Source organism: Pseudomonas sp. MWU16-30323, assembly GCF_020515595.1.
GTDB classification, from domain to species: Bacteria; Pseudomonadota; Gammaproteobacteria; order Pseudomonadales; family Pseudomonadaceae; genus Aquipseudomonas; species Aquipseudomonas yamanorum.
Genome location: NZ_JAIWYM010000028.1, coordinates 28,194 through 52,917, shown reverse-complemented (window position 1 = coordinate 52,917; position 24,724 = coordinate 28,194). Strand labels below are relative to the sequence as shown.

General features: G+C 63.3%; 25 protein-coding genes. 4 read left to right on the top strand and 21 right to left on the bottom strand.

Annotated elements, in window-relative coordinates; genetic code table 11:
• Nucleotides 1-523: 523 nt before the first annotated feature.
• The 9 genes from LIY45_RS24740 to LIY45_RS24700 all read right to left on the bottom strand — a co-directional run bounded on the left by LIY45_RS24740 (nt 524) and on the right by LIY45_RS24700 (nt 7,251).
• Nucleotides 524-1,648, bottom strand: coding sequence for an MFS transporter (locus tag LIY45_RS24740; protein WP_226477921.1), 1,125 nt, complete (start codon nt 1,646-1,648; stop codon nt 524-526).
• A gap of 75 nt (nt 1,649-1,723) precedes the next feature.
• The gene (locus LIY45_RS24735; protein ID WP_226477920.1) at nt 1,724-3,088 is read right to left on the bottom strand and encodes an MFS transporter; all 1,365 of its coding nucleotides are present in this window, start codon (nt 3,086-3,088) and stop codon (nt 1,724-1,726) included.
• 92 nt (nt 3,089-3,180) lie between these two features.
• The gene (locus tag LIY45_RS24730) at nt 3,181-3,717 is read right to left on the bottom strand and encodes an alpha/beta fold hydrolase (protein WP_226477919.1); all 537 of its coding nucleotides are present in this window, start codon (nt 3,715-3,717) and stop codon (nt 3,181-3,183) included.
• A gap of 3 nt (nt 3,718-3,720) precedes the next feature.
• Entirely contained in the window at nt 3,721-4,497 is a 777-nt protein-coding gene (locus LIY45_RS24725; RefSeq protein ID WP_226477918.1) for a DNA-binding domain-containing protein, read from the bottom strand.
• Complete coding sequence (locus LIY45_RS24720) at nt 4,494-5,345, bottom strand: DUF692 domain-containing protein (RefSeq protein ID WP_226477917.1); 852 nt, start codon at nt 5,343-5,345, stop codon at nt 4,494-4,496. Before LIY45_RS24720 ends, LIY45_RS24725 begins: the two co-directional genes overlap by 4 nt.
• 98 nt (nt 5,346-5,443) lie before the next feature.
• Nucleotides 5,444-5,716: a hypothetical protein gene (locus LIY45_RS24715; protein ID WP_076016069.1), complete on the bottom strand. Its 273-nt coding sequence runs from the start codon at nt 5,714-5,716 to the stop codon at nt 5,444-5,446.
• 24 nt (nt 5,717-5,740) lie between these two features.
• Entirely contained in the window at nt 5,741-6,508 is a 768-nt protein-coding gene (locus tag LIY45_RS24710; protein WP_226477916.1) for an alpha/beta hydrolase, read from the bottom strand.
• Between the two features lie 45 nt (nt 6,509-6,553).
• Nucleotides 6,554-6,982 carry a DoxX family protein gene (locus tag LIY45_RS24705; RefSeq protein ID WP_010175348.1) on the bottom strand — a complete coding sequence of 143 codons (429 nt, stop codon included), beginning with the start codon at nt 6,980-6,982 and terminating at the stop codon, nt 6,554-6,556.
• Nucleotides 6,979-7,251 (bottom strand): DUF2282 domain-containing protein, encoded by a 273-nt coding sequence (locus LIY45_RS24700; RefSeq protein ID WP_003211270.1) that lies wholly within the window; start codon nt 7,249-7,251, stop codon nt 6,979-6,981. The genes LIY45_RS24705 and LIY45_RS24700 overlap by 4 nt, the downstream gene beginning before the upstream one ends.
• A 563-nt stretch (nt 7,252-7,814) precedes the next feature.
• Here LIY45_RS24700 and LIY45_RS24695 point away from each other — a divergent pair.
• Nucleotides 7,815-10,640: a winged helix-turn-helix domain-containing protein gene (locus tag LIY45_RS24695; RefSeq protein WP_226477915.1), complete on the top strand. Its 2,826-nt coding sequence runs from the start codon at nt 7,815-7,817 to the stop codon at nt 10,638-10,640.
• Nucleotides 10,641-10,687: 47 nt separating this feature from the next.
• On the opposite strand, the gene LIY45_RS24690 is transcribed toward LIY45_RS24695, so the two are convergent.
• The 3 genes from LIY45_RS24690 to LIY45_RS24680 all read right to left on the bottom strand — a co-directional run bounded on the left by LIY45_RS24690 (nt 10,688) and on the right by LIY45_RS24680 (nt 13,178).
• A complete protein-coding gene (locus LIY45_RS24690; protein ID WP_226477914.1) occupies nt 10,688-11,137 on the bottom strand; it encodes a hypothetical protein in 450 nt (149 codons plus the stop codon).
• Between the two features lie 80 nt (nt 11,138-11,217).
• On the bottom strand, nt 11,218-12,498 hold the full coding sequence (locus tag LIY45_RS24685; protein WP_226477913.1) for a HAMP domain-containing sensor histidine kinase: 1,281 nt from the start codon (nt 12,496-12,498) through the stop codon (nt 11,218-11,220).
• The gene (locus tag LIY45_RS24680) at nt 12,495-13,178 is read right to left on the bottom strand and encodes a response regulator transcription factor (RefSeq protein WP_226477912.1); all 684 of its coding nucleotides are present in this window, start codon (nt 13,176-13,178) and stop codon (nt 12,495-12,497) included. Before LIY45_RS24680 ends, LIY45_RS24685 begins: the two co-directional genes overlap by 4 nt.
• Nucleotides 13,179-13,391: 213 nt before the next feature.
• Between LIY45_RS24680 and bamA the strand changes: the two genes are divergently transcribed.
• The 3 genes from bamA to LIY45_RS24665 all read left to right on the top strand — a co-directional run bounded on the left by bamA (nt 13,392) and on the right by LIY45_RS24665 (nt 17,791).
• Entirely contained in the window at nt 13,392-15,764 is a 2,373-nt protein-coding gene (gene bamA, locus LIY45_RS24675) for an outer membrane protein assembly factor BamA (RefSeq protein ID WP_017478978.1), read from the top strand.
• A gap of 806 nt (nt 15,765-16,570) precedes the next feature.
• Entirely contained in the window at nt 16,571-17,128 is a 558-nt protein-coding gene (locus LIY45_RS24670) for a helix-turn-helix transcriptional regulator (protein WP_226477911.1), read from the top strand.
• An 87-nt stretch (nt 17,129-17,215) separates the two neighbouring features.
• Nucleotides 17,216-17,791 (top strand): HD domain-containing protein, encoded by a 576-nt coding sequence (locus LIY45_RS24665; protein ID WP_226477910.1) that lies wholly within the window; start codon nt 17,216-17,218, stop codon nt 17,789-17,791.
• A gap of 6 nt (nt 17,792-17,797) precedes the next feature.
• Here LIY45_RS24665 and gspD read toward each other — a convergent pair whose 3' ends face one another.
• Genes gspD through gspG form a run of 9 tightly spaced genes read right to left on the bottom strand, consistent with a single transcriptional unit; the run spans nt 17,798 to nt 24,706 of the window.
• Nucleotides 17,798-20,011 carry a type II secretion system secretin GspD gene (gene gspD, locus LIY45_RS24660; protein WP_226477909.1) on the bottom strand — a complete coding sequence of 738 codons (2,214 nt, stop codon included), beginning with the start codon at nt 20,009-20,011 and terminating at the stop codon, nt 17,798-17,800.
• A complete protein-coding gene (locus tag LIY45_RS24655; RefSeq protein ID WP_226477908.1) occupies nt 20,008-20,532 on the bottom strand; it encodes a DUF2531 family protein in 525 nt (174 codons plus the stop codon). Before LIY45_RS24655 ends, gspD begins: the two co-directional genes overlap by 4 nt.
• Complete coding sequence (gene gspM / locus LIY45_RS24650) at nt 20,529-21,140, bottom strand: type II secretion system protein GspM (protein ID WP_023659000.1); 612 nt, start codon at nt 21,138-21,140, stop codon at nt 20,529-20,531. Before gspM ends, LIY45_RS24655 begins: the two co-directional genes overlap by 4 nt.
• Nucleotides 21,115-22,155: a PilN domain-containing protein gene (locus tag LIY45_RS24645; protein WP_226477907.1), complete on the bottom strand. Its 1,041-nt coding sequence runs from the start codon at nt 22,153-22,155 to the stop codon at nt 21,115-21,117. Before LIY45_RS24645 ends, gspM begins: the two co-directional genes overlap by 26 nt.
• Nucleotides 22,152-22,874 (bottom strand): general secretion pathway protein GspK, encoded by a 723-nt coding sequence (locus LIY45_RS24640; RefSeq protein ID WP_226477906.1) that lies wholly within the window; start codon nt 22,872-22,874, stop codon nt 22,152-22,154. The genes LIY45_RS24645 and LIY45_RS24640 overlap by 4 nt, the downstream gene beginning before the upstream one ends.
• Nucleotides 22,871-23,488: a prepilin-type N-terminal cleavage/methylation domain-containing protein gene (locus tag LIY45_RS24635; RefSeq protein ID WP_226477905.1), complete on the bottom strand. Its 618-nt coding sequence runs from the start codon at nt 23,486-23,488 to the stop codon at nt 22,871-22,873. The genes LIY45_RS24640 and LIY45_RS24635 overlap by 4 nt, the downstream gene beginning before the upstream one ends.
• Complete coding sequence (locus LIY45_RS24630; RefSeq protein ID WP_226477904.1) at nt 23,485-23,853, bottom strand: type II secretion system protein; 369 nt, start codon at nt 23,851-23,853, stop codon at nt 23,485-23,487. Before LIY45_RS24630 ends, LIY45_RS24635 begins: the two co-directional genes overlap by 4 nt.
• Nucleotides 23,850-24,281 (bottom strand): type II secretion system protein, encoded by a 432-nt coding sequence (locus LIY45_RS24625; RefSeq protein ID WP_017478967.1) that lies wholly within the window; start codon nt 24,279-24,281, stop codon nt 23,850-23,852. Before LIY45_RS24625 ends, LIY45_RS24630 begins: the two co-directional genes overlap by 4 nt.
• A complete protein-coding gene (gene gspG / locus LIY45_RS24620; protein ID WP_017478966.1) occupies nt 24,281-24,706 on the bottom strand; it encodes a type II secretion system major pseudopilin GspG in 426 nt (141 codons plus the stop codon). Before gspG ends, LIY45_RS24625 begins: the two co-directional genes overlap by 1 nt.
• Nucleotides 24,707-24,724 lie beyond the last annotated feature (18 nt).

Sequence of the window (24,724 nt, the reverse complement as noted above, 5' to 3'; positions counted from 1 at the left end):
TGTTTAAAAGCCAAATCAAAAGCTAAAGCGGACACGGTTCAAATGTGGGAGCTGGCTTGCCTGCGATGGCATCAACTGGGTGTGCCTGATGCACCGAGGTGTCTGCATCGCAGGCAAGCCAGCTCCCACAGAAAAGCAGATCTGTTTTCGCTCTGGTCTTTGCTTTTGCTTTTAACACTCAAGCCGGCCGGGAGGCCGCTGTGCTCTGCTTTTGATCTGCTTTTGATCTTGATCTGCGGGCCCCGTTAACCACGATGGCCGCAAGTAGGCACGGTGGAGCGGGTAAATCGGCAGGGATGCCGATTTAGCCGCGCCGGGCCATGGATGGCCCGTCGCGGCGGCCCGCGGAATCGGGCCGGAGTGCGGGCATGCCGAGCCTAAGCGAGGCACCGAGTGGTGGGGCAAAGACCTTTTGGTTACTTTTGGGGCGTTTGCCAAAAGTGACCCGCTGTAAGAGCGGAACCCTAAGTGGCCGTTACCGAAGAAACGGATATGTACACCAAGGCCCCACCCCATCTCATACTCAACCCCTGGCCCGCCAGCAAAACACCGCACTAACGGCAATCGCCGCCCCCGCCACGCCAAACACCCAAGGCGCCGACGCCACCGGCAACAACAACCCCGCCAGCAAAGGCCCAAGCCCCGCCCCCACATCCCGCCACACCGCATTCGACGCCAACGCCGAAACCCGCATCGCCCCCGGATTACGCTCCGCCACCAACGTCGTCACCAGCGGCAACTGCAACGCCCGCAACACCAGCACCGCCGCCGCCCCCACAATCACCCAGTGACTACCAAACGCCCCCAACGCCAACGCACTGAGAAACGAAAACAGCAACAACATCGAAGTCGCACCAAACTGCTGCGCCGCGCGACCACCCAGGGGACTCAGAAGCAACTCCGAAACATATCGCAGCGCCATCAACCCACCGGCAATCAATACCGCATTCCCACCCAACAGCTTCTGCGCCTGAAGCGACAGACCAAAGATAAACAGCCCATCCAGCGCCACCCCTTCGATAAACGACCAGGTCGCCACACTGTCAGGCAACTTGAACCGCCGCCCCGGCGTGCCATGCAAATTGTGACCCGCAGTCGGCAACCCCCGCGCCATCCACAACCCCACCAGGCAACACACCGCCAGAATCCAGAAGATCGGCCGCGGCCCCACCTGTAACGTCAGCCATCCACCCAGCGGCAAGGCCAGCATCGGCCCCAGGGCAATCAACGCCCGCGACCGCCCCGCCCGACGCGCCGCACCCAGCGGTTCAGAAGTGGCCAACACTTGAGTGGAAAGGTTCAACGCCGCAAAACACAGGCCCCAGACCAACCGCAGGCCGAGCAAGGCCGCAAAGCCGGACAACATCGAGTTACCAAGGGCACACACCGCCGCCGCGCCGGCGGCGATGGAGCACGTCAGCCGATCACCGTTACGGGCGTAGAAATTCAGAACATGCTTGTAGCCAAAGATCCGCACCAGACGGTTGGCCGCCAGCAGCACCCCGGCCTGGGCCAGGGTGATTCCGAACGCCTGGGACTCCATCGGCAGTACCAGGTACAGCAACACGTCACTGGGCAGGCACAGGCCAAGGGTCAGCGCGGCACGGCGGGAGTGGGAATCAGCACTGCGTTGGGCCAGATCAGACATAAAGGCTGAAACATTCAGAATTATTTAGACGGCCACGGTAGCCGTCTCCCTCAATGTTTTACAAGGCCCAAATACTTAAACCTTGGCGCCATCCTGCATCAGCCGCAACCCGCTGGCCACCGCGCCCACCAGGGCAAACCCGCACCCCAGCCACAACGCGTACTGCGGGCCGCTGCTCAGGGACAAGTGGAAGCACAACGCCACCAATGAAGCGCCGAGTGTCTGCCCCATCAGCCGCGACGTGGCGACAATCCCGCTGGCACCGCCACTGCGGGCGATGGGCGCGCTGGTCATGATCGCCTTGAGGTTGGGGGACTGGAAGAAGCCGAACCCGGCGCCGCACAGGGCCATGCGCCAGCCGATGTCGAAGGTCGAAGCGTCGTTGCCCAGGGTCGCCAGCGAGGCCATGCCCGCGCTCAGCATCACCAGGCCGATGCCGCACAGCAACGCCAGGGAGATACGGTCCGCCAGGCGCCCGGCAATCAGCGCCATCACCGCCACCACTGCCGGCCACGGGGTCATCAGGAAGCCGGTGGCCACCTGGCTGTGACCCAGCACTGTTTGCAACAGGAATGGCAGCGACACAAAAGCCAGGCCCTGGGCGCTGAACGCGCAAATCGCGGTGAGGGCCGACAAGGTGAACAGCGGGCGCTTGAACAGATCCACCGCCAGCATCGGCGCCGGGTGCCCGGCCTGACGGCGGATCAGCAACAGCCCGCACAGCAGCGCCACGGCGATCAGCCCGAGGGTCAACACGACCTGCGCACCGTGCACCGCCGAGCCCAGGCCCAGCACCAGCAGGGCGAACAACCCGGCACAGAGAATCGCCGCCAGCCGGTCGAAGGCATGCCCGGTGATCGGGATCACCGGAATCGCACGCACCCCGAGCCACAAGGCCAATGCCCCCAGGGGCAGGTTGATCAGGTACAACCAGTGCCAGGTGGCCACCGACAGAATCGCCGACGCGGCCGTGGGCCCCAACGTAAAGGCCAGCCCCACCACCAGCGAGTTATACCCCAGCCCTCGGCCGAGTATTTTTGCCGGGTAGATATGCCGCAACAGCGCAATGTTCACGCTCATGATCGCCGCCGCACCCAGGCCCTGCACCACCCGGGCGGCAGTCAGCGTCGGCAGCGACCAGGCCAGCCCGCAGAACAGAGACGCCACGACAAACACCAGCAAGCCGCCGAGGAACACCCGGCGGTGGCCGATCACGTCACTCAGGGAAGCAAAGGGCAGCACGGCGGCGATGGTCGCCAGTTGGTAGGCGTTGACCACCCAGATCACCGAAGCGGAGTCGGTGCCAATGCCTTCGGCCAGTGTGGGCAACGCGGTGTTGACGATGGCCGTGTCGAGGGTCGCCATGCCGATCCCCAGGGAAATGGCGACAACCGCCGCAAGACGTTTATCACTGGGCAACCCATCAGCTACTGAAGACATGGACAATCCGCACACGTGGCAAAGGCCTCTAGATTACGGGCAGCGACCTTTTTTTTCAGCGGGCAAATGCGCGGCTGTCCAAATATTCATGTTCAGGTGCGCCATTTGCCCATCCGCGCCATCTGCACCAGCACCTCAGCCAGGGTGGGCTGCGGCGCGCTGTTGACGGTGACCAGCGCCACGCAACGGCTTGGCCGCAAGGTGGCCGCTGCCGTGACGGCACGACCGCCGAGATCGAATCCACCCAGTACTGCCTCGGGGATGTGCAAGGCGTTCATCAGGTCCAGCACGTCCTGGCCGAGCACCACTTCCTGGGTGTTGGCAGGTGCAGCCTTGTCCAGTTGCGTGGTGCTGCCATGGCCTCGCAGGTACGGGATGACCACCCGAAAGCCCTGGGACACCAGATGCGGCGCGACGTCGGCGAAACGCTCAAGGTCGCCGTCAGCACCATGCAGCAAAATGATCGGCCGGCCGTCTTCCGGCCCGGCTTCGTAGTAGCCGATATCCAGCAGGTCGGTGCTGACCTGGCGGATCGTCCAGGGCGCAGGCGCCGCCCATACCGGCAGTGACAGCGCGACTGAAGCAATGGCGCTGGAAATCAGAAAGCGACGGCGATTGAAAAAAGACATGGGTTATAGCTCCAAAAAATTCGACATTGGAAGGTCGTCAACGACCCCCACAATCAACTCGCTGCCGATCCAGCCGGCCAGCCATTCACCGGCCTTCGCCACACCCTGCTCTTCCCCCAGGCGCTCCACCAGAAACTCGCACAACCCGGCAAAACTGCCGTCGCCTTGCAGGTGCACCAGCGCCTGGAACTCCAAAGCCTCGACTTGCCGCAAGCGCGACGTAAACTGCCGACGCCACACCAACAGCCCACCGGCCTCGGCCAGCATCACCGCCTCGGGCGCCGGGGTTTGCTGCCACAACGCCGACCAGATGGCCTCGGCGTTGGTGGTCAGCCCGTGGCAACGCAGGGATGGCGTGAGTTGCAGGCTCGCGGTGTCCCAATCCACCGCCGCCAGCGCGTCCATGGGAAGCGGGCTGGCATCGGCGGCGACAAATGCCTCGTTGAGCGACGACTCGATCCAGGCCAGTTCATGCACGTCGGGATTGTTGGGGAACCGTTCACCCAGGGTCAGGTGAAAGCCCTCGGGATAGACATCCAGGGTCCAGGCATGGGGTGGATACCGGTCGATATGGCTGATGCACGCGGCCAGAAACGCCTCATCCCCCAGCCAGCGCCGCAGGTTGGGAAACGCCTGTTCCAGGCAACCCACCAACTGCGCCCGGTAGTTGTTCTGGTAAACCGCCAGGCCTGCGGCTTTGTTACCCAGCAACTGGGCCGACTCCTCCGAAGCACTCACCAGCCAGGCGTGAAACGCCTGCTGCCACTGCGCCAGGTTCATGGGCGCACCTGCGCGCGCTTGTAGGCCTCGGAAGCGCCCAGCATCCGGGCGATCGACAGTTCTTCAAGCAGCTCGGCCAAGGGCGGGATCTCGTCATCGCGCTCGATCATCGTGGCGACCGGGCCGAGCAACGCAACGGCCTTGGCATACAAATCCCAGACCCCGTCACACACCGGGCTGTCATGGCTGTCGATCAGCAAATCGCGGCCCTGGCTGTGGCCGGCCAGGTGAATCTGCCGCACCCGCTCGGCCGGAATCCCGTCGAGAAATGCCCGGGCGTCGAAGCCATGGTTGCTGGCGCTGACAAACACATTATTGACGTCCAGCAACAGCTCGCAGCCGGTGCGCCGGGACATGGCGGCGATGAATTCCCACTCGCTCATGGATGCGCCATCAAAGGCCAGGTAGCTGGACGGGTTTTCAAACAGCATCGTGCGGCCCAACACGTCCTGAGCCCTGTCGATATTGGCGCAGACCCGGTCCAGTGCCTCATCGGTATAAGGCACCGGCAGCAAATCGTGGGCGTTGAAGCCGCCACTGCGGGACCAGCTCAGGTGGTCGGAAACAAACAGCGGTTCGATCTCGTCCACCAGCGACTTGAGGCGCTTCAGATAGTCGAGATCCAGCCCCTCGGCGCTGCCGATCGACATCGACACCCCATGCAACGCCACCGGGTAGCGCTCACGAATCTGGCGCAGGATATGCCGGGGCTGGCCGCCCGCGACCATGAAGTTCTCGGAGATCACTTCGACGAAATCCACCGCCACCATGGTCTCCAGGAATTCGCTGTAGTGCTCCTTGCGCAGCCCCAGGCCGTAGCCCGGAAAACGCGGGTTGGGTGTCGGCATCACAGGGTCTCCGTTAAAAATCTGTAGAGGCGAGCTTGCTCGCGAAAAACCCGGGAACAACGCGGGGTACCAGGCACCCCGCGTCATCGTTAACGGTCTTACTTCGGCTCAGTGGTGGTACCGCCCAGCTTCAAGCACTCGGACGGGGTCTTGACCACAACGCCCTCACCCTTGCAGCTGTTGAGGCCCTTGCAATCGTTCTTGGCCGTGGCGCACAGGCTTTCGCCCTTGCAGTTGTTCACGCCGTAGCAGCGACCCGGCTGTTCCGGCTGGTCGGCGGCGCTGGCGGCCGCCGCGAAGGAAGCGGACGCCATGGCGATCAGGGCGGCAGCAGTGGCAAGGCTCAAGCGGGATTTAATGGACGTGCTCATGGGTATTACTCCTCAGGGTGGGGTTTATTTGATGACGGATGCAGCGTCTTCGATGACCTTCGCCACAGCCTCGGGCTGGGAGATGTACACCGAGTGGCTGGCCTTGATTTCAGTGACTTTCGAGCCGGCGCGCTTGTACATCCAGCGCTGCAGATCGGGGCTCAGGGCACGGTCTTCGGTGGACACCACGGCGTAGGTCGGCTTCTTGTGCCAGGCCGCGGCCCACACGGTGCCGCCAAACAAAGCGGTGGTGGCCGGCACCTGGGAGGCGGCCATGAAGTCGGTGCGGTTGGTGGTCAGGTCGGCGGCAAAATCGGCATTGAATTTGGTGCGATCAAAGAACAGGTGCCCGTCGCGGGTCTGCTTGATGTCATTGCTCGGCGCCGGCATCGAAGACAGCAGTTGGCTCATGTTCTCGCCGACTTCCGGTTGCAGGGCCGAGACATAGACCATCGACTTGACCTTGTCGCGGTCACCGGCAATCGAGATCACCCCGCCGCCGGAACTGTGCCCCACCAGCACCACCGGGCCGACTTGCTGCTCGAGCACTTCGCGGGCCTCGGCCACGTCGGCGGCAAGGCTTTCATGGCCCTGATGCACCACGGTGACCTTGTAGCCCTTGTGAATCAGGATGTCGTGCACCACTCGCCAACCGGAGCCGTCGACGAAGGAACCGGGCACGATCACCACGCTTTTGCCGGTGCCTGGCTGAGGCTTGGCTGCATCGGCGGCCGAGGCCACTAACGGTGTAGCGAGGGCCATGGCCATCGCCAGGGAAGAAAGAATACGCATGCGACTCTCCACAGGCCTTGGGGCCTGATCATTGTTGTGAAAGGGTTAACGGCGTTGGCCGGACAACACGCGGTCCAGTGACCAGGCCCCGCCGCCATACGCCAGCAGCGGCAACAACAGCCCGGCCCAGGTCAGGTGGGTCGGCCAGGCATCGGGGTACACGAACACCTCGATCACCAGGGTCATGCCCAACAGCGCGGCGGCCGCCGGGCGGGTCAGCAGGCCCAGCACCAACAACAGCGGGAACAGATGCTCGGCGTAGGTCGCCAGGTGTGCCGCCCAGTCCGGCGGCACCAGCGGCAAGGCGTATTCCGAGCGAAACAAGGTGTAGGTCGACGGCTTGAGTTGCAGAAAACCGGTCACCTTGGTGCGGCCCGAGAGGAAAAACACCGAAGCGATGCCGACACGAGCCACCAGCAACAGCAGCGCCTCAGGCAGCACGCGCTTGAGCACCGCAGGGGCCAGGGCAATCATGGTTGTTCCGTCAGGCTGCCGAAGCCTTTGGGGGTTTTGATCTGGGTGCAGGTGCCTTTGTCCACCAGCACCCAGGCGTTGCCCTGGTAATCCGCCTTGGCGGTACCGGCGCAGGAAGTCCCGGCACCGGCGGCGCAGTCGTTGGCCCCGGCGAGGGACACGCCGAAGCATTTTTCCTGAGGCTTGGCATCCTCGGCATGGGCGGTGGCGGCGAAGGCACCGAGGGACAGTGCGAGGGTGGCGGCAAGGGCTGCGTAGTGGCGCTTCATGGTTGAATCTCCTGGCTTGACTGAATGTGGCCAGGGCGCTTGTGCGGTGCGTGACCACTTGCGCCATCTGGTAGACAGATTTAAAGCCAGGCGTGTATCCCGTCTGTGTCGCGTTCCCTCCTGCTAATCATGCCGCTGTATCAGATGGGTGCTGATACACAGTCTGATACACAGCCACCCACCACCGCCGTTTTATTCGGCATCCCGAACGACACAATTAGAAATATTCGCCTTTCCGAACACTCCTCCTTGGCCGCCTCCGATGACCTCAAAAATCACCATAAATTTCATACGGTTGTTGTCATCTTTGTTACATGCCAACTGGCATACATTCTGCTACATCAGGTTTTCTAGTAATAAAATGTTTCTAAATTGAAACAGTCTCATCGCCTGAACCCCAACGGCCCCGCGCCCTATAACAACGTCCATGCCCCAAAGGAGGGCGGTAACTCTCACCTTTTTGATCGACTTCAACTCTCCAAGCCTGCTGCCGCACGTAAGCACCCAAAGGGCGAATGGCCTGATCGCCAATAACAAGCCCGACTACAAAAAAGGACAAATTGATGAGTTCGAGCAAATACCCCGCAGTGTCCTTCACGGACCTCGTCCCCCAGGCCCCGGACCACACCGAGCATGCTATCGGTTTTGGCCCCTTTCTCTTGTTGGCGCGCCAGCATGTCTTGCTGCGCAACGGCGAGCCGGTGACCCTCGGCAGCCGCGCCTTGTACTTGCTGATCGCCCTCGCCAGCCGGGCTGGCGAGTTGCTGGAAAAGTCCGAACTGATCTCCTTCGCCTGGCCCAAGGTGGTGGTGGAGGAATGCAACCTGCGCGCACAGATCGTTGCCCTGCGCCGGGCGTTGGGGGATGACGGTAACTTCAGCTACATCGTCACCGTGCCGGGCCGGGGTTACCGGTTTGTCGCGCCGGTGACGTTGCAGGCGGTGAGTGACGGCGCAGTGACCCAGGCCCTGCTGCCTGCCCCGACCGTGGAGGCACCGAACCTGCAACCACCGCCAGGCACGGTGATTGGCCGCGAACAGCTGATCCTGAGCCTGGCTGACCAGCTTCTGAGCCAGCGCTTCCTGACCATCACCGGCCCCGGCGGCATCGGCAAGACCACGGTCGCTCTGGCCGTGGCGCAACTGCTGCAGGGCCGCTTTCACCAGGGCATGTGCTTCGTCGACCTGGCCCCCGCCACCAGCGGCCAATGGGTGGCCGGCATGCTCGCCAACGCCCTGGGCATCCAGAGCGTGAGTGACGACCCCTTGCAAAGCGTGGCCTCGATGCTCGCCAACAGCCCGCTGCTGCTGGTGCTCGACAACTGCGAACACGTGCTGCAAGCCACCGCCGACGCCGTCGAAGTGCTGCTGCGCTGCGCGCCCCAGTGTTGCGTGCTGACCACCAGCCGCGAACCGCTGCGGGCCGAAGGCGAACGGGTGCACGACCTGGCACCGTTGCTGGTGCCGGACGAAGACTTAAACCTGAGCGCCGAGCAAGCCATGACCTGGTCCGGCATCGCGTTGTTTATCGAACGGGTCAAGGCCCTGGACCCCGGCTTCGTGTTCAAGGACGCCGACGTCGCCGCCGCCAGCGCCATCTGCCGCAAGCTCGACAGCAATGCCCTGGCCATCGAAATCGCGGCGGCGCGGGTGCGCACCTTCGGCATCCAGGACCTGGTGGGCTTGCTCGACGGCAGTTTCCGCCTGCAAATGACCGGCCGGCGCACCGCCCTCGCCCGCCACCGTTCACTGAGCGCGACCCTGGACTGGACCTACTCGATGCTCACCGGCGACGAACAGGCCATGCTGCGCCAACTGGCGGTGTTCAGCGGCTCCTTCACCCTGGATGCAGTCAAGGCCATGACCGCCAGCAGCGCCCTCGATGCCCGCAACGCCCTGCCCCTGCTGGAAAGCCTGATGGACAAGTCGCTGCTGATCGCTGGTGAATCCCGGTTGCTCAAGCGCTACCGCCTGCTGGAAACCACTCGCGCCTACGCCCTGGAGAAACTCAACGAACACGGCGAAGCCGATGCCACCCGTCAGCGTCATGCACGGTATGCCCTCGAGGTTTTGCAGGAAGCCGGGCAGACCCTCGACAGCCTTTCTCCCGAGACCTGGCTTGGCCTCTATGGCCCGGAAATCAACACCGTCCGCGCCGCACTGGAGTGGGCCTTTTCAGCCTCGGGCGACCTGCCCACCGGCATCGAACTGACCCTGGGCGGCGTGCCATTGTGGCTGCGCCTGTCGCTGGTCAGCGAGTGCCGTACCTGGGTCGACAAAGGCCTGGCCAGCGCCGACACCACCCCGCTGCCGCTGCGCCAGCGCATGCTGTTGCAAACCGCCCTGGCCAGTGTGCTGATGCTCACCTACGGCACCGGCGGGCCGATGCGCGAAGCCTGGCGCCAGGTGCGTGAAGACGCCCGCGACCTGGGCGATGCCGAGCACAAACTGCGGGCGCTGTGGGGCCTGTGGAGTGACCGCTGCGGCTGCAACCAGTACGCCGAAGCGCTGGAACTGGCCGAGCGCTACATCAGCTTGAGCCACAGCGGCAACCAGCAACTGCTGGGTAAACGCATGCGTGCGGTGGCGTTGTTTCACATGGGCGACCTGGCCGGCGCCCGGCAGAATATCGACGAGGCACTGGGGTCACCGTCGGCCCCGCGCTCGCACATTATCGACGTGCATTTCGACCAGCGCATCGCCGCCCGCTGCCTCAAGGCAAAGGTGCAGTTGCTGGAAGGCGATGTCGACCCGGCGCTGCGCCTGATCGGCAGTTGCGTCGATGAAGCCATCACCCTCGATCACCCCGCGACCCTCTGGTACACCCTGTGCCTGGGGGCGATTCCCCTGGCGTTGTTGGCGTCCAACCTGCCCAAGGTGCGTTATTACCTGGGCTTGCTGCAGGGCAGCACCACGCAACAAGACCTGCATATCTGGCGCCAGTTTCGGTTGTGTTTCGAGAGCATCCTGCTGATTCGCCAGGGCTCGCCGGAAGACGGCGTGCCGCTGCTGGGCGAGGCATTGCATCACCTCAGTGGGCAGGGAGACAGCCAGCTGTATAGCTTGCTGCGCTGTGAATACGCCTTGGGCCTGGCGCGGCTGGGCCTGGAGAAGCTGGCGCTGGAGGTGTTGGAAGACACCTTGCAATTGGCGCTGGGGCGCCATGAGCACTGGTTCGTGCCGCAGATGCTGCGGATCAAGGCGCAACTGATTTTGCGCCAGGCCCAGTACGGGTCGGTGGACAAGGCCAAGGTGTTGCTGCGCCAGGCGTGGGTGGATGCGCAATTGGCCGGGGCGCATTTCTGGCGGGCGCAGATTGCCAGTGACCTGGCCAGGTTGCAGGAGCCGAAGATGCGGATTGCTTCATTGCCACGGTTTCAGCATCGGTAGGCGAGCGCAGCGACCTTCGCCCGGGGCCGCTGTTGCTGGCCTCGGGGTTACTGATCCGCTGCATAAATGATGGTTTGTGCGCCGTCTTGAGCAGCGGGTCGGCGGGTGAAGTAGGTGTCGCCTTCATCCGTATGAATCTCGTATTCAAACTTGCTGGTCGCGCGGCCCGTGGCGCTGGCGTGCTTGATGATTTTCAGCACGCGCTGGAATTTCACGCTTTGGGTGCCGTTCTGGTTGGGCCCGGTGAGCACGTTGACGCTTTGAAACCAGCCATCGTTCTTCTTGTTCGCCACCAGGGCGCCGGTCATGGCTTCAAACCGCTCCAGCCGGGTGAAGCCCCACAGGGTCTGCTCTTCCACGGTTTGGCCCAGAGCCGCCGAGCCGGTAAACACGAACAGGTTGATCGCCGGGCTGTCTTCGCAAAAGAAATCGTAAGGCACCAGCCCGTCGACCATTTTCTTGCCGGCCACGAAGCCTTTTTTGTGCACTTGAAACATCGCCACCTCCACGCCAATGGCGTCACTGAACATCAGCTCACGCAGAGGAAAAGTCTAAGGGCGCGAGGCGTACAGGGCGGTCAAGCCAATGTAATATCGTGTAAAGATCCCACCCGAGGCAGGATGATTTCCACGCTCAACCCGCCGGATGGCTCGTTGTGCGCCTCGATGGTGCCGCCATGCATTTCCACGGACCTCAAGGCAATTGCCAGGCCCAGTCCGAAGCCGGCATCGGCGTCATTCGGGCCGCGTTCGAAGGGTTGGAAAATGCTCCGCAGCCGCTGGTTTTCAACACCGGGCCCCTGATCAGTGATCAACACCCTCAGCCAGCGCATGTCGGGACTGACCTCAGCCGAAACCAGCACTGTCGTATCAGGCCGCGTGTAGCGCACCGCATTTCGAAGGACATTCTCGAAACACCGATACAGCAGCTCGCCGCTGGCACGACTGACAAAGTCAGGACACGCCTGCAAGCTGACACGACAGCCCTTGATGCCCGCCTCAAACTGCGCGTCCTCGACAATCACGGCCAGCAATTCGACGATATCCACCGGCTCGCGCTCGATACTTTCGGGCCGGCCCTGCACGCGCGCCAGGGTCAACAGCGCCTCGATCAAGGTGTCCATGCGCCCCGATTCTCGCTGGATGCGCCCGAGCATTTCCTGGCGTGCCGGGTCTTGCTGCAGCAGCCCGATGGCCGCTTGCAGGCGCGTCAACGGTGAACGCAGCTCGTGGGAGATGTCGTGCAACAGCTGCTGCTGGGCTTCTACCAGCAGTTTCAGCTGGTTGGCCATGCGGTCACAGTCTTCGGCCAAGTCGACGATTTCATCACGGCGCCGGCCCATCATCGGTCGCACCCGGGTTTCGAAGCGCCCCAGGGCCACGTCACCCATCGCCCTGCGCAGATACGCCAACGGCCACGCCAGGTAGTAGGCCATGTAACCGCTGAACAGCGCACTCATCACCGTGCCGATGATCAGCGGAATCCAATGGCCCAGGCGTCCGGGCTCGTGGGGAGGATGGGAAGACCTGAGCGACAGCGTGACCCCGTCCTTGCTGATAAGCGATTTTTCATAGGCTGGCTGCGGGACCGGCGTGCCGGCCAGCAATTGACCGGCATTGTCATAGACGCCAATCGCCTGGCCATGGGCCGGCTCCCACACCGTCAGGAGCTGACGCCCCGAGTCGACACCGTATTGCTCCAGCAACTGTTCTTCGCTGGCCAGGATCGCATCCAGATGATGGTCCCCGGGGCCCAGGCTGCCCGCCACCAGAATGCTCAACCCCACCAGAAACGTCAGGCTGGTGGCCAGCCAGAACGCCAGGAAGAGTTTCCAGAACAGCCGGCTGGGCTTCATCATTCGGCAATCAACAGGTAACCGAGACCGCGCACGCTCTGGATCCAGCCCTTGGCATCGGGGCGCGGGCCCAACTTCTGGCGAATGCTGCTGATGTGCACGTCGATGCGCCGGTCATAACGGGTCAACGGACAGCCCAGGGCATTGAGCGACAGGTCCTTTTTGCTCACCACCTGGCCGGCGCACCGGGCCAGGACTTCAAGCAGGCTGAATTCGGTACTGGTCAGCCCCAGTTCGCAGCCCTTCCAGAGGGCCTGGCGTTTACCGGGCCACAGCACCAGGGCGCCGGTCTTGATCACGTCTGTGGCCGGCGGGTCCACAGGCTGCACCCGGCGCATGATCGCGCGCAGCCGCGCCACCAGTTCACCCGGGGAGCTGGGCTTGGGCACATAATCGTCCGCGCCCAGTTCCAGCCCGGTGATCCGGTCGATGTTGTCGCCCCGGGCGGTGAGCAACACCACCGGCACCTGGCTGCTGGCCCGGATACGCCGGAGCACCTCGATGCCCGAGAGCCTGGGCAGCATCACATCCAGCACCACAATGCTGTAGCGCCCCGACAGCGCCTCAACCTCACCCTCCTCGCCGGTGTGCACGCAGGTCGCCTCAAAGCCTTCATGCTCCAGGTATTGGCCCAGCATTTCAGTCAGTTCCTGGTCATCGTCGACTAGCAATACGCGGATCATGGCGAGCTCGTGAAAGGGTACCCCCACAGTATCGCCCAGCCTCATCGCCTGCTGGCCAACCTTTACCTAACTTGACACTTGGTTAACCGCACCAAACCCCCACCGCTCTTATGCTTGCCGTCCACCCGTCTGGCCGCGTTGTGGTGACCCGTCTGCGGCGAGTCATCCCGGCGCGCTTGCGCTGCTTGTCGATGTGTTCTGGAAAAGATCTTGATGAATTTTTCGCGCCTGCTCTGCTCGGTTGCGCTGCTGCTCAATGTCACACTTGCACACGCTGAAGCTTTCAAAATCTCGGATATCCGTATCAACGGTCTGCAACGGGTCTCCGCGGGCAGCGTGTTTGGTGCCTTGCCGCTGAACGTGGGGGACGAAGCGGATGACCGCCGGCTGGTGGATTCCACCCGCGCGCTGTTCAAGACCGGCTTCTTCCAGGACATACAACTGAGCCGCGACGGCACGGTGCTGATCATCAATGTGGTGGAGCGCCCGTCGGTGGCGAGCATCGAGTTCGAAGGCAACAAGGCCATTTCCACCGAAGACCTGCTCAAAGGCATGAAGCAATCGGGCCTGGCCGAGGGCGAGATCTTCCAGCGCGCCACCCTGGAGGGCATGCGCAACGAGCTGCAGCGCCAGTACGTGGCCCAGGGTCGCTACTCGGCCACCGTCGACACCGAAGTGCTGCCGCAACCGCGTAACCGCGTGGGCCTGAAGGTCAAGATCGACGAAGGCTCCGTGGCCGCGATCCAGCACGTCAACGTGGTGGGCAACCATGTGTTTACCGACAAGGAACTGATCGGCACCTTCACCCTCAAGACCAGCAACTGGCTGTCGTTCTTCACCAACGATGACAAATACGCCCGTGAAAAACTCACCGGAGACCTGGAGCGCCTGCGCTCCTACTACCTGGACCGTGGCTATATCAACATGGACATCACCTCGACCCAGGTGTCCATCACCCCGGACAAGAAGCACGTCTATATCACCGTCAACATCAACGAAGGCGAGAAATACAGGGTACGGGACGTGAAGCTCAGCGGCGACTTGAAAGTGCCCCAGGACCAGCTCGAGGCGCTGTTGCTGGTGCAGAAGGGCCAGGTGTTCTCGCGCAAGCTGATGACCACCACCTCCGACCTGATCACCCGGCGCCTGGGTAACGACGGCTACACCTTCGCCAACGTCAACGGCGTGCCCACGCCCCACGATGACGACCACACCGTGGACATCGTGTTTGCCGTCGACCCGGGCAAACGGGCCTACGTGAACCGCATCAACTTCCGTGGCAACACCAAGACCGACGACCAGGTGCTGCGCCGGGAAATGCGCCAGATGGAAGGCGGCTGGGCCTCGACCTACCTGATCGACCAGTCCAAGGTCCGCCTTGAGCGCCTGGGTTTCTTCAAGGAGGTCAACGTCGAAACCCCGGCTGTGGCGGGTGTCGACGACCAGCTTGATGTGAACTACGCCGTCGAAGAGCAGGCGTCCGGTTCGATTACCGCCAGCGTCGGCTTTGCCCAGGACGCGGGGCTGATCCTCGGTGGCTCGATCACCCAGAACAACTTCCTGGGCACCGGTGATTACGCCAGCCTGGGGTTGACCCGTTCGCAGTACCAGAGCAAGTACAACATCGGCTTTACCAATCCCTACTTCACGCCGGACGGCGTGAGCCTGGGCTACAACGCGTTCTACAGCGCCACCGATTACAACAACTACTACGACGATGGCAGTGGTGTTTCCTACTACTCCATCAACAGTTACGGCCTCGGTGCCACCCTCGGCTACCCGATCAATGAGACCTCGCGGTTGAGTTTCGGCCTGACGGTGCAACACGACAGTATCGACCCGGGCACCTACAGCTCTGATGAGATCTACGATTTCCTGCAGCGTGAAGGCAGTGAGTTCACCAACTTCAAGGCGAACCTGGGGTGGTCGGAGTCGACGTTGAACAAAGGGGTGATGCCGACCCGTGGTTACTCGCAGAACCTGAACCTGACAGTGACGCTTCCGGGCAGTGACTTGAGTTTCTACAAACTGGATTATTCCGGGCAGACGTTTGTGCCGATCACCAATTCGACGACGCTGCGGTTGCATACCAAGCTCGGCTATGGCAACGGGTATGGCTCGACGAACGGCCTGCCGTTCTATGAGAACTACACCGCTGGCGGTGAGGGCTCGGTGCGCGGTTTTGAGAGCGGCACGCTTGGGCCGCGCAGTACGCCGGCCACGGGCACCTATGCCAGTGCGGGTCAGCAGTACTACTCCGACCGCAGCCCTGAAGCGTTGGGGGGCAATATCCTGATCACGGGTGGGGCGGAATATCTGTTTCCGATGCCGTTTCTCAAGGACAACAAATCGGTGCGCACCTCGGTCTTCTGGGATGTGGGCAATGTTTATTCGGACAAGTGCGCCCTCAGCACCACCCAGGGTTGCAATGGGGTTGACCTGAGTCAGTTGGGGGCTTCGGTGGGGGTTGGGGCTACGTGGTATAGCCCGCTGGGGCCGCTGAGTATCAACCTGGCGTTGCCGGTTCGTACGCCGGAGAATGCGACCAAGCAGGTGTTCCAGTTCTCCATGGGGCAGAATTTTTGATCTGCCTGGGTACATATCCGTTTTTGCGGTTATGGCCGCTATGGGTTCCGCCCTTACGGCGGCTCACTTTTGAACAGCGCAAAAGTAAGCAAAACGCTCTTGCCCCACCACTCGGCACCTCGCCCAGGCTCGGTGTGCCCTCACTCCGGCTTTGGACCGTGGGCCGCCGTCATGGGCCATCCTTGGCCCAGCGCGGCTAACCCGGCGTCCTGCCGGGTTACCCACGCTCCAAAGCCTGCGTTCGGCCAGCGTGGTTTAACGGGGCGCCTAAGATCAAGATCAAGATCAACAGCAAGAGCACAGCGGCCTACCGGCCGGCTTGAGTGTTTAAAAGCCAAATCAAAAGCTAAAGCGGACACGGTTCAAATGTGGGAGCTGGCTTGCCTGCGATGGCATCGCCTCGGTGTGTCTGATGTACCGAGTTGTCTGCATCGCAGGCAAGCCAGCTCCCACAGAAAAGCAGAGCTGCATCCGCTTCAGATTTGGCTTTCGCTCTGGATCTTGCCTTTGCTTTTAACACTCAAGCCGGCCGGTAGGCCGCTGTGCTCTTGCTTTTGCTTTTGCTTTTGATCTGACTGCCCCAATAAGCCCGAGGCCGAACGTAGGCAGTGCGGAGCGGGCTCATGAATCCGGGGATTGCTCGATGAAGGCAAATCATTGAGGGAAGCACGGGCAGTGCTGGGTTATCACACCCTGCAACGCAAGGGCTGAGACGCACCGGGCCGCTCCGCTGATCCAGCAGATTTGCGCAGCGGCCCCTGCATTCCTCACACTACCCGCCCTCATCGACTTTTCCGGAATTCGCCATGTCCGACCTATTGCTCAAGCCTGCCCTGCCCGGCATTGCGCTGAGACGATGGCGTCTGCTGCACCGCGTCAAACAGGCTCACGCCGCCGAGTTGTTCAACGTCACCCAATCGACCATTTCCCGCTGGGAAAATGGCGTGCAGGCCATGGAGCCTGCGGCGCACCAACACCTTGAACAGTTACTGGCCGCACGCCTGGAGGCCGCCGCCGATCAAGTCCTCGCGCGACTGGTCAAGGAAAGCCCGCGCCCGATGCACCTGGTGTGTGACCTGACCCATCGTTTGCTGGCTTGCTCGGCCTCCCGTGCTGCCGAGTTCAGCAGCCCGTTGACCGACCTTCTGGGGCATTCGCTGTGGCGCTTCGTGACGCCGGAAATCCTGCGTATGGAGTCCGCGCTGGATGACTCGGGCTGGCGCGACAGCCTCGCCCCGCCGGCCCTGGAATTCATCACCGGCACCAACGATTCCACGGTTGTGCCGATCCGCCAGAGCCTGTGCCGCTGGACTCGCATCCCGCTGAGCGATGGCACCGCCGCACGCCTGGTCGAAACCCTCTAACCGCCCGACGCATATTTTATGCGTGGACGCTTCGCCCCACCGCGCCTAGTCTTGAATCCTTAACCGCGACCCTGCCGGGGCAGATTCATGGACATCGAAAAACTCAAGGGCCGCCTCGACTTCCTGCGCGAAGCGGAAAAACTCAAGGACGTGCTCAGAAGCGCGCACACCTCTTCCGGCCGCACCGAAAGCACCGCGGAACACAGCTGGCGCCTGTGCCTGATGGCAATTACCTTCGGGGATGAACTGGCCGGCCTCGACCTGCTGAAAATCCTCAAGATGTGCGTAATCCACGACCTGGGAGAGGCCCTCCACGGCGACATCCCGGCGGTCCAGCAAGCGCAGTTCCCCAACAAGAGCCAGCAAGAACACGACGACCTGTTGTTGCTGACCCGAGCACTGGATGAACCGTTGCGAGCCGAAATCCTGGCCCTGTGGGACGACTACGAAAACGCCCGGTCTGCCGAGGCCAAGGCAGTCAAGGCCCTGGACAAGCTGGAGACCCTGCTGCAACACAACCAGGGCTTGAACCCGCCCGACTTCGACTACGCCTTCAATCTGGCCTATGGCAAGAAACACACCAGCGCCGAGCCGATTTTCCAAACGCTGCGCGAGATCATCGACCAGGATACGGAGGCAAAAATCCAGCCCACCCGACGTTAACGTGAACTAGTTCGCCGGCCGCAACAGCTGCATCTGCTGGCGATAGTCATCCGTCACCTGCCGCGCCTGGCCGCTGCTGGTAATCACCCGGGGGGTGATCAGCACGATCAGTTCGGTGCGATCCTTGGACTTGCTGGTGTTGCCAAACAACCAGCGCAGCCCGGGGATTTTCCCCAGGTACGGCACCGCACTGACGCTCTCGGCGTTGTCCTGCTTGATCAGCCCGCCGAGCAACACGGTCTGGCCGCTTTGCACCGCCACCTGGGTGGACACCGACCGTGTGGAGATGCGCGGGTTGTTGGGCGTGTCGCTGCTGTTGGTGGTTTGGTTCTCGGCATCGCTGACCTGTTGCTGGATGTCCATGTACACCAGGCCGCCCGGGTTGATGCGCGGCACCACGTCGAGGATCACCCCGGTCTGCACGTATTCGACGCTGCTCAAGGTGCTGTCGGCGTTGCCGGTGTTGACCGTGGTCTGGCTGATGGGGATGTTGTCACCCACCTGGATCTGCGCCGGCTGGTTGTTCATCACCACCAGCGACGGCGCCGACAGCACCTGGGTGCGGCCATTGGTTTCCAGGGCATGCAAGGCCACTTGCAGGTTGGAGCTGACGAAGGAATAGAACAGCGAATCCGCGCCCAATCCCGCACCGCCACCGCCCAGGGCGCCTTGGCTGCCAGGGGTATTGGCCACCGTGGTGCTGGTGGAATTGCCCGCCAGGCGGCCCAGGTACCATTGCACCCCGAGGTCCAGTTCGCCGGTGAGTTTGACTTCGAGAATGCGCGTCTCGATCTGCACTTGCAGCGGCGGGTTGTCGAGGCGCTTGATCGCCGATTCGATCTCCTTCCACTGCACCGGGCGGGTGCGCACAAGCAGTTGGTTACTGCTTTTTTGCGCGGTGATCCGGGTGCCGGCGTCGAGGCTTTTGGCGGTCGTGCCTTCGGCAGCGCCCTGCTCCGTGTTTTCACTGCCTTCGCTGGCGGCCGGGGCCTGGTCTTCGTCGTCGCTGACGGGCGGGTTATTGCCACGGTTGTTCAGGCCACCCGAGGTGCCGCCGCTGGTGTTGAGTGAGGACAAGGTCGCCGTGCGCAGACCCGGCGCCACCTTGGCCGGCGTATCGTCCTTGATCGCGCCGGTGCCGTAGATCTGCCGCAGGTATTTGGCGAGGTCCGTGGCCTTCATGTTGCGCACGTCGTAGACGTACATCTGCGGCTCGTTGCCGCCACCTTCGTCGATGGTGTAAATCCAGTCGCCGACTTCGCTGAGGTACTGCGGCTGGGACGAGATCGCCACCACCGAATTGGTCCGCTCGATGGGCAGGAAGCGCACCATACCCGCCAAAGGCATGCCGCTGTCGGGGCCGAACATCTTTTGCAGCTCGGGCATCAACTCCGCGACCGAAGCCCGTTGCAAACCGAATACGCCCACCGACATGCCCTTGAGCCAGTCGACATCGAAGGTGTCGATGGTGTCCTGGTAGTTGGCCAGCTCATCGGGCGTACCGGCCAGGCTCAGCACGTTACGCGCCGGGTCCACCAGCAGGAACGCGTTTTCCCGGGCAAACGGCTTGAGCAGTTTCTGCATTTCCGTGGCCGAGATATAGCGCAACGGAAACAGCCGCGCCGAGAGCCCGCTGGAGGGTTGCGACACGCTCATTTCCGGCACCAGCTTGCCCGCCACCGCCTGGTTGGCGGGCAGGATCACGTAGCGCTGGCCCTGGCGGATCATCGCGTTGTCGGTCCAGGACAGCAGGGTTTCGAGGATCGACAGCGCCTGTTTCTTGTTCACCGGCTTTGAGGTGGAGAAGCTTACGTTGCCTTTCACACCTTGGGCGATGCTGTAGTTCTCGTGCAACAGGTCGCCCATGACACTGTTGATCACCGCCTCAATCGGCTGGTCGGCGAAGTTGAACACGATGTCGCCGCTGGCTTCATCCTTGACCGCCGGCGCCGGTGCGGGCTGGCGCACGAACTGCTGGTTACCGCGAATCAGCTGGCGCTGGGCCGGCGTGGGCGCCTGGGGCTGGCGGCTGTCGGCCGCCGACTGCTCGCTGGCCGGGTCCACGGGCGGCCGCTGCGAACCGGTGCCCTGCATCGCCTCGTGAAGCAAGGCATCGTCCGGGTCGAGGTGATCTGGGAATGACCCACAGCCGCCCAGGGCGACGGCGGTGGCCAGGCAAAATACGGTGGTGCGCAAGGCGCGAGGGGAAGTATCGATCAAGGGGCGGGCTCGTGAGGAAGGGAAATCGGCGGTGTGGTGGACGGCGGCGGCAAACGCGGAACGCTGAGGCTCAGGGTTTGCGTGCGGCCATCCAGCACAAAACGGGCATGCAGCGGTGTCAGGTGTTCCAGACGCCAGCCGTTGGGCAGGGTCTGGCCCTGGTGGACCTTGAGCGGCGGGCCATCGGCACGCTTGAGCAGCGCGACGCGCAGGTCGCCGTCGAGCAGCACGCCGGTCAGCTTCAGGCTCGACAGGCTGGAAATCTCGGCCTGGCCCACGGCGGCATCGGGGCTGCGATCAGGGCTGAACAGCGGCGTCTGCCAGGTGCCGGCGAGGCTTTCCAGGGTTGCACTCGGCGCCACGTGAACCTTGGCCGACGCATTGGCGCGCGCGGCGGAGGCAGGCTCGTCCAGCCACTGCGGTGCATCGCCGATGCTGCTCAAGATGCCCACCATCAGCAGGCCCAGCAGCCCGGCCACACCGAGCAGTCCCCACTCGAGGGGGCGCAATGAATTGATCATCGGCGAGCCTGCGTGGCAGCGGCCGGTTGCAGATAGCCGCGCACCAACAGGTGCACCACCAACTTTCCGGCACCGCCGCTGGCGGGGGCATTCGGCCCGCGACGGACGCTCATTTCATCCACGAACAGGAACGGTCGCTGGTACTCAAGCTCATGCAGGATCGCAGTCAGGGGTTCGATGGCGCAATTGAGGGTCAGGCTGACTTTGACCTGGCGATAGGGCTCGGTGTCGTCTTGCTCCGGGGTGATGGGCATGCGCTGGGTCAGGCTGCAGCCGCCGCCGAGGCCGGCGCGGCTGTTGATCAGGTCGGCGATGCGCTGCATCAGGTCCGCCGCCACGGCGCTGGGGTCATCTCCCGGCAACAGGCTGGTGCTGCTGGCCGGGTCCTGGCGGGCTTGTTCCAGTTGCTCACGCAGAGCGGCGCCCTGGTGCAGCAGGCCCGCATAGCGTTGCTGTTGTTCGCGCAGCTGTTCGGCTTGCTCGCCCATGGCGCGCAACGGCCCGGCGAACCAGCTGTCGATCAGCAGCCAGTAACCGCCGCCCAGCACCAGCGCCAGGACCAGCAAAGCGGCGCCGCGACGTTCACGGGGTGTCAGTGGTCGGCGCATCGGCGGCCTCCTGGTGCAAGTGGGCGCGCAGGGAAAACTGATCCTTGCCGGTTTGCGCATCGGGTTGGATCACCCCTTCGAACTGGGGGTTTTCCAGGCTGTGGCAGGCCTTGATCCGGGTGATCAGGGCACTCGCCTTGGCGCTTTGCCCGGAGAAGGACACGTCGGCGCCGTCGTTGACCTCCAACTGGTCGATCCAGGTGTCGGCGGGCAGGCAGGCGGTCAGCTCATTGAGCAGCGCCGCCAACGGCGGTTGTGCCGACTTGCGGCGAATCAGGTACTGCGCGGCGCCACGGGTATTGAGCAATTGCTGGCGCAGGCTCTGGACCTCGGCGACCTGGGCTTTTTGCTGCTGCACCTGCGCCTGCATGACGTCGAGCACCCGCTGGCGGTCGTTGAGCCACAGCAGCATCGCGGCAATCAGCAAGGCGCCGCACAGCCATGGCAGGCTGCGTTGCAAACCCTTCCCCGCCGGGCGTTGGCGTGGACGCAACGGCGCCGGCAGCAAATCGATGCCCATAGGACCCTCTACATCCACCGCGTGGGGTTGCAAACCGAGGGCAGCACAGTCCACCAGAATTTGATCCAGTCGCTCCCGCAGAATCGCCACCAGGGTCACTTGCACATGCGTGGCGCTGCGCCGCTCCTGACGGGCCACGAAGTACACCTGTTCAGCCTCGAACGGGGTAAAGCGGTCCAGTTCATAACCCACCACCGTCGACAGGTTGCGCGCGGCCGCCAAAGGCAGTGGCAGGGTTTGCAGCAGCACCGCCGAGGGCGCGAGCACCAGCACCTGGCGCACTTCGCCGGCAGGTTTTGCCACCGGCTCGGTCAACGGCCAGTGGTAGCGGTGCTCGGGGATGTCACGGACCGACAGCCATGCCGGCAGGCAGCCACGCAGCTCCTTGAGCCACAGGCGCCAGCCCACTTGCAGCAGGCTGCCGCGCCAGCGCCGGGTGAGCGGTTCGGCCAGCTGTTGAAGGCGCGCCACTGGCGCCGAAAAGTATGGACTCATTCTTGCCAACGCAGCACCCGATAAGGTTGTGCGCTTCCCTCCGATGGGCTCAATAAAACCGTGGTTCGTAACCGGGCGTGGTAACCGCCGGGGCGTTGTGCGCGGCTGTCGATCACCAGCACGTCACCGGGGTCGGCCCCTACCGCGCTCTGCCGGGGCAGGTTCAGCGCCTGGCGCATCAAGGGGCTGGCGAAGGCGGGATCGGGCCGGTCGAGGCCACTCCACAAACTGATTTCCGGGGCCAGCCGGCTGTACAGCGCCTGGGTCATGCCGGGCAATTGCCGCACCTCCTCCACCACGCGGAACGGCGCCAGGCCTGCGTTGCGCCGCACTTCCAGGTCCCTGGCGAGCCGGCTGGCCTGGGCCTGGGTGGCGCCGCAAGCCAGGGCCAGGCGGGCAAAGTCGGCCGTCTCGGCGCTGTTCAAATACAGTTTGCCGCGCTCGCTGTGCAGGCTTACGTGGAGCTGTGCGTCATCAAATACCAGCGGCATTTCGCGGCCGTCGGCGATCCATTGCTTGCGTTGCAGCGGGTCGGCCAAGGCCTGCATGGCCAACGCCACACCCGCCTCCGCCGCCAGCAACGCCTGGGTATGCTGGCGATGCCACAGGGCCTGGCGGCTTTCCAGTTGTACCCAACCGGCCAGGCCGCCCAGCAGCAAGCTGAGCAACGCCAGCACAAACAGCACCAGCAGCAGGGCGACACCGCGCTGACGCCTCATTCGCCTGATTCTCCGCCGGAGAGATTCAGCCGCAGGGCGACCACCTGGGTCACCCACGGCACCGGCCCGTTGACCCGCGCCGCAATGCGCACTGCGTACGGCAGGCGCTTGGTCCACGGCCAGTCATTGATCCAACCCGTGGCCTGTCCCTTGGGTGACAGGCCGCGATAGCTGAATTGCAGATCCTCGACGTTCTTCAGCAACACCTGCGGTTCGCTGCGGGTGGCCGGCACGCTCACTTGGGCATTGGACTCAAACCGTGCGAACGCCACCTGCAACTCGCCCTCGCTCAACTGCAAGGTGAAACGCTGGATGCCGCCACCGAGCACGCCCGGCAAGGTCGCGACGAATTGCAGGCGCTGGGGAGCGCCGACAAAAAAACCGTTGGTCTGGCTGTCGTCCTCGGTCACGTCCAGGGGCAGCGCCTCGCTGATGGACGTGCGCAGGAACTGTTGCGCGGCGCGACTTTCATCCAGGCTGACGGTGTAGCGCTGCGCTTTGAGTACTGCACGATTGGCTCCCAGGAGCGCGCCGCCCACCAGGGTCAACAACACCCCCAGCAGGCTGAGCACGATCATGATTTCGAGCAACGTGAAGCCCCGCTGCTGCTTCACTGGAGGCTCCCGTCGCGGCTGGCGCGCAGTTTCAAGGTACTGAAATTTGCGTGGCGCGGGCCTTCGCTGACGCTGAGATCGAGGCGAAACAAATGTGGCTGACCGATGCGGGTGGGCTGCTGGGCGACGCGCAGTTGCCAGGCAATGCCGTCGAGCTCGCCCTGGCGCACGCCACTGGCCAGGGGGCCCGACGCTTCCTGATCCATCACGCTCAACGCTGCATGGGTCAAACGGTCGCTGCGGGCCACCTGCAACAACGAGCGCGCGCTTTGGCCGAACGCGACCAGCAAGACCGTGCTGCAGATCGCCATGAGGGTCAGCGCTGCAAGCATTTCCAGCAAGGTGAAACCCGACTGACGCTTCATGGCAATGCCTTGGACTGCACGCTGCCGGTCAGCCAACCGACATCGATGCGCCAGCGCCGCGTGCCATTGGCCAACAACAGGTTGCCGCCGGTGGAGCTGCCGTCGGGGTAAAACTCCACCGCAGCGCCGGCGTGTTCGGCGGTGTGCAGGGTGACTTGCAGGTCGGCCGGCCAGTGCTTGATGGGTTGCCCCGGCGCCTGAAAGCTCAGCCGGGCCAAGTCGAAAACGGTCTTGGCCGACGTGCCGCTGACAATCGCCCGCGCCCGGGTGCTGCGCAGGGCATCCACCATCTGCCCGACCACCTGGCGCTCCTTGGCAACCCGCAGGCCTTGTTGCAGGCCAAATCCCACCAACCCGGCCGCGATGCTGATCAACACGATCACCACCAGCATCTCCAGCAGGGTAAAGCCGCGTTGGAGGGCCGGCATTATTCCCAGTTGCCCAGGTCGGCGCTGTAGCCTTCGCCGCCGGGCTGGCCGTCCTGACCGTAGAAGATCAGGTCGAAGGCGCCATGTTCACCGGGGAAACGATAGCCGAAGGCATGGCCGAACGGGTCCTTGAGGTCTGAGGGCTTGGCGTACGGCCCGGCCCAGCCGGCGGTGTTGCCAGGCTTGTCGACCAATTGCTGGAGGCTCTTGGGGGGCGAGCCGACGTCCAGGCCGTAGCTCTCGATCTTCATGCTCAGGCTGGCCAGTTGCGCCTTGCCTGCGCCGTATTTGCCCTTGTCGACGTTGCCACCTACCTGGCGCACCACGATAGTGGCGACGATGCCCAGCAACACGATCACCGCGAGCATTTCCAGCAAGGTGAAACCGCCTTGGCGGCGGGCGGGTTTGAAACGGGTATGGCGCATCGGCTTGCTTCCTCGGGT

What these genes read in the sequence shown, in the direction of transcription:
- LIY45_RS24740 (WP_226477921.1), bottom strand. Translation starts at nt 1,648, where the DNA reads ATGTCTGATCTGGCCCAACGCAGTGCTGATTCCCACTCCCGCCGTGCC.
- LIY45_RS24735 (WP_226477920.1), bottom strand. Translation starts at nt 3,088, where the DNA reads ATGTCTTCAGTAGCTGATGGGTTGCCCAGTGATAAACGTCTTGCGGCG.
- LIY45_RS24730 (WP_226477919.1), bottom strand. Translation starts at nt 3,717, where the DNA reads ATGTCTTTTTTCAATCGCCGTCGCTTTCTGATTTCCAGCGCCATTGCT.
- LIY45_RS24725 (WP_226477918.1), bottom strand. Translation starts at nt 4,497, where the DNA reads ATGAACCTGGCGCAGTGGCAGCAGGCGTTTCACGCCTGGCTGGTGAGT.
- LIY45_RS24720 (WP_226477917.1), bottom strand. Translation starts at nt 5,345, where the DNA reads ATGCCGACACCCAACCCGCGTTTTCCGGGCTACGGCCTGGGGCTGCGC.
- LIY45_RS24715 (WP_076016069.1), bottom strand. Translation starts at nt 5,716, where the DNA reads ATGAGCACGTCCATTAAATCCCGCTTGAGCCTTGCCACTGCTGCCGCC.
- LIY45_RS24710 (WP_226477916.1), bottom strand. Translation starts at nt 6,508, where the DNA reads ATGCGTATTCTTTCTTCCCTGGCGATGGCCATGGCCCTCGCTACACCG.
- LIY45_RS24705 (WP_010175348.1), bottom strand. Translation starts at nt 6,982, where the DNA reads ATGATTGCCCTGGCCCCTGCGGTGCTCAAGCGCGTGCTGCCTGAGGCG.
- LIY45_RS24700 (WP_003211270.1), bottom strand. Translation starts at nt 7,251, where the DNA reads ATGAAGCGCCACTACGCAGCCCTTGCCGCCACCCTCGCACTGTCCCTC.
- LIY45_RS24695 (WP_226477915.1), top strand. Translation starts at nt 7,815, where the DNA reads ATGAGTTCGAGCAAATACCCCGCAGTGTCCTTCACGGACCTCGTCCCC.
- LIY45_RS24690 (WP_226477914.1), bottom strand. Translation starts at nt 11,137, where the DNA reads ATGTTTCAAGTGCACAAAAAAGGCTTCGTGGCCGGCAAGAAAATGGTC.
- LIY45_RS24685 (WP_226477913.1), bottom strand. Translation starts at nt 12,498, where the DNA reads ATGATGAAGCCCAGCCGGCTGTTCTGGAAACTCTTCCTGGCGTTCTGG.
- LIY45_RS24680 (WP_226477912.1), bottom strand. Translation starts at nt 13,178, where the DNA reads ATGATCCGCGTATTGCTAGTCGACGATGACCAGGAACTGACTGAAATG.
- bamA (WP_017478978.1), top strand. Translation starts at nt 13,392, where the DNA reads ATGAATTTTTCGCGCCTGCTCTGCTCGGTTGCGCTGCTGCTCAATGTC.
- LIY45_RS24670 (WP_226477911.1), top strand. Translation starts at nt 16,571, where the DNA reads ATGTCCGACCTATTGCTCAAGCCTGCCCTGCCCGGCATTGCGCTGAGA.
- LIY45_RS24665 (WP_226477910.1), top strand. Translation starts at nt 17,216, where the DNA reads ATGGACATCGAAAAACTCAAGGGCCGCCTCGACTTCCTGCGCGAAGCG.
- LIY45_RS24655 (WP_226477908.1), bottom strand. Translation starts at nt 20,532, where the DNA reads ATGATCAATTCATTGCGCCCCCTCGAGTGGGGACTGCTCGGTGTGGCC.
- gspM (WP_023659000.1), bottom strand. Translation starts at nt 21,140, where the DNA reads ATGCGCCGACCACTGACACCCCGTGAACGTCGCGGCGCCGCTTTGCTG.
- LIY45_RS24645 (WP_226477907.1), bottom strand. Translation starts at nt 22,155, where the DNA reads ATGAGTCCATACTTTTCGGCGCCAGTGGCGCGCCTTCAACAGCTGGCC.
- LIY45_RS24640 (WP_226477906.1), bottom strand. Translation starts at nt 22,874, where the DNA reads ATGAGGCGTCAGCGCGGTGTCGCCCTGCTGCTGGTGCTGTTTGTGCTG.
- LIY45_RS24630 (WP_226477904.1), bottom strand. Translation starts at nt 23,853, where the DNA reads ATGAAGCGTCAGTCGGGTTTCACCTTGCTGGAAATGCTTGCAGCGCTG.
- LIY45_RS24625 (WP_017478967.1), bottom strand. Translation starts at nt 24,281, where the DNA reads ATGCCGGCCCTCCAACGCGGCTTTACCCTGCTGGAGATGCTGGTGGTG.
- gspG (WP_017478966.1), bottom strand. Translation starts at nt 24,706, where the DNA reads ATGCGCCATACCCGTTTCAAACCCGCCCGCCGCCAAGGCGGTTTCACC.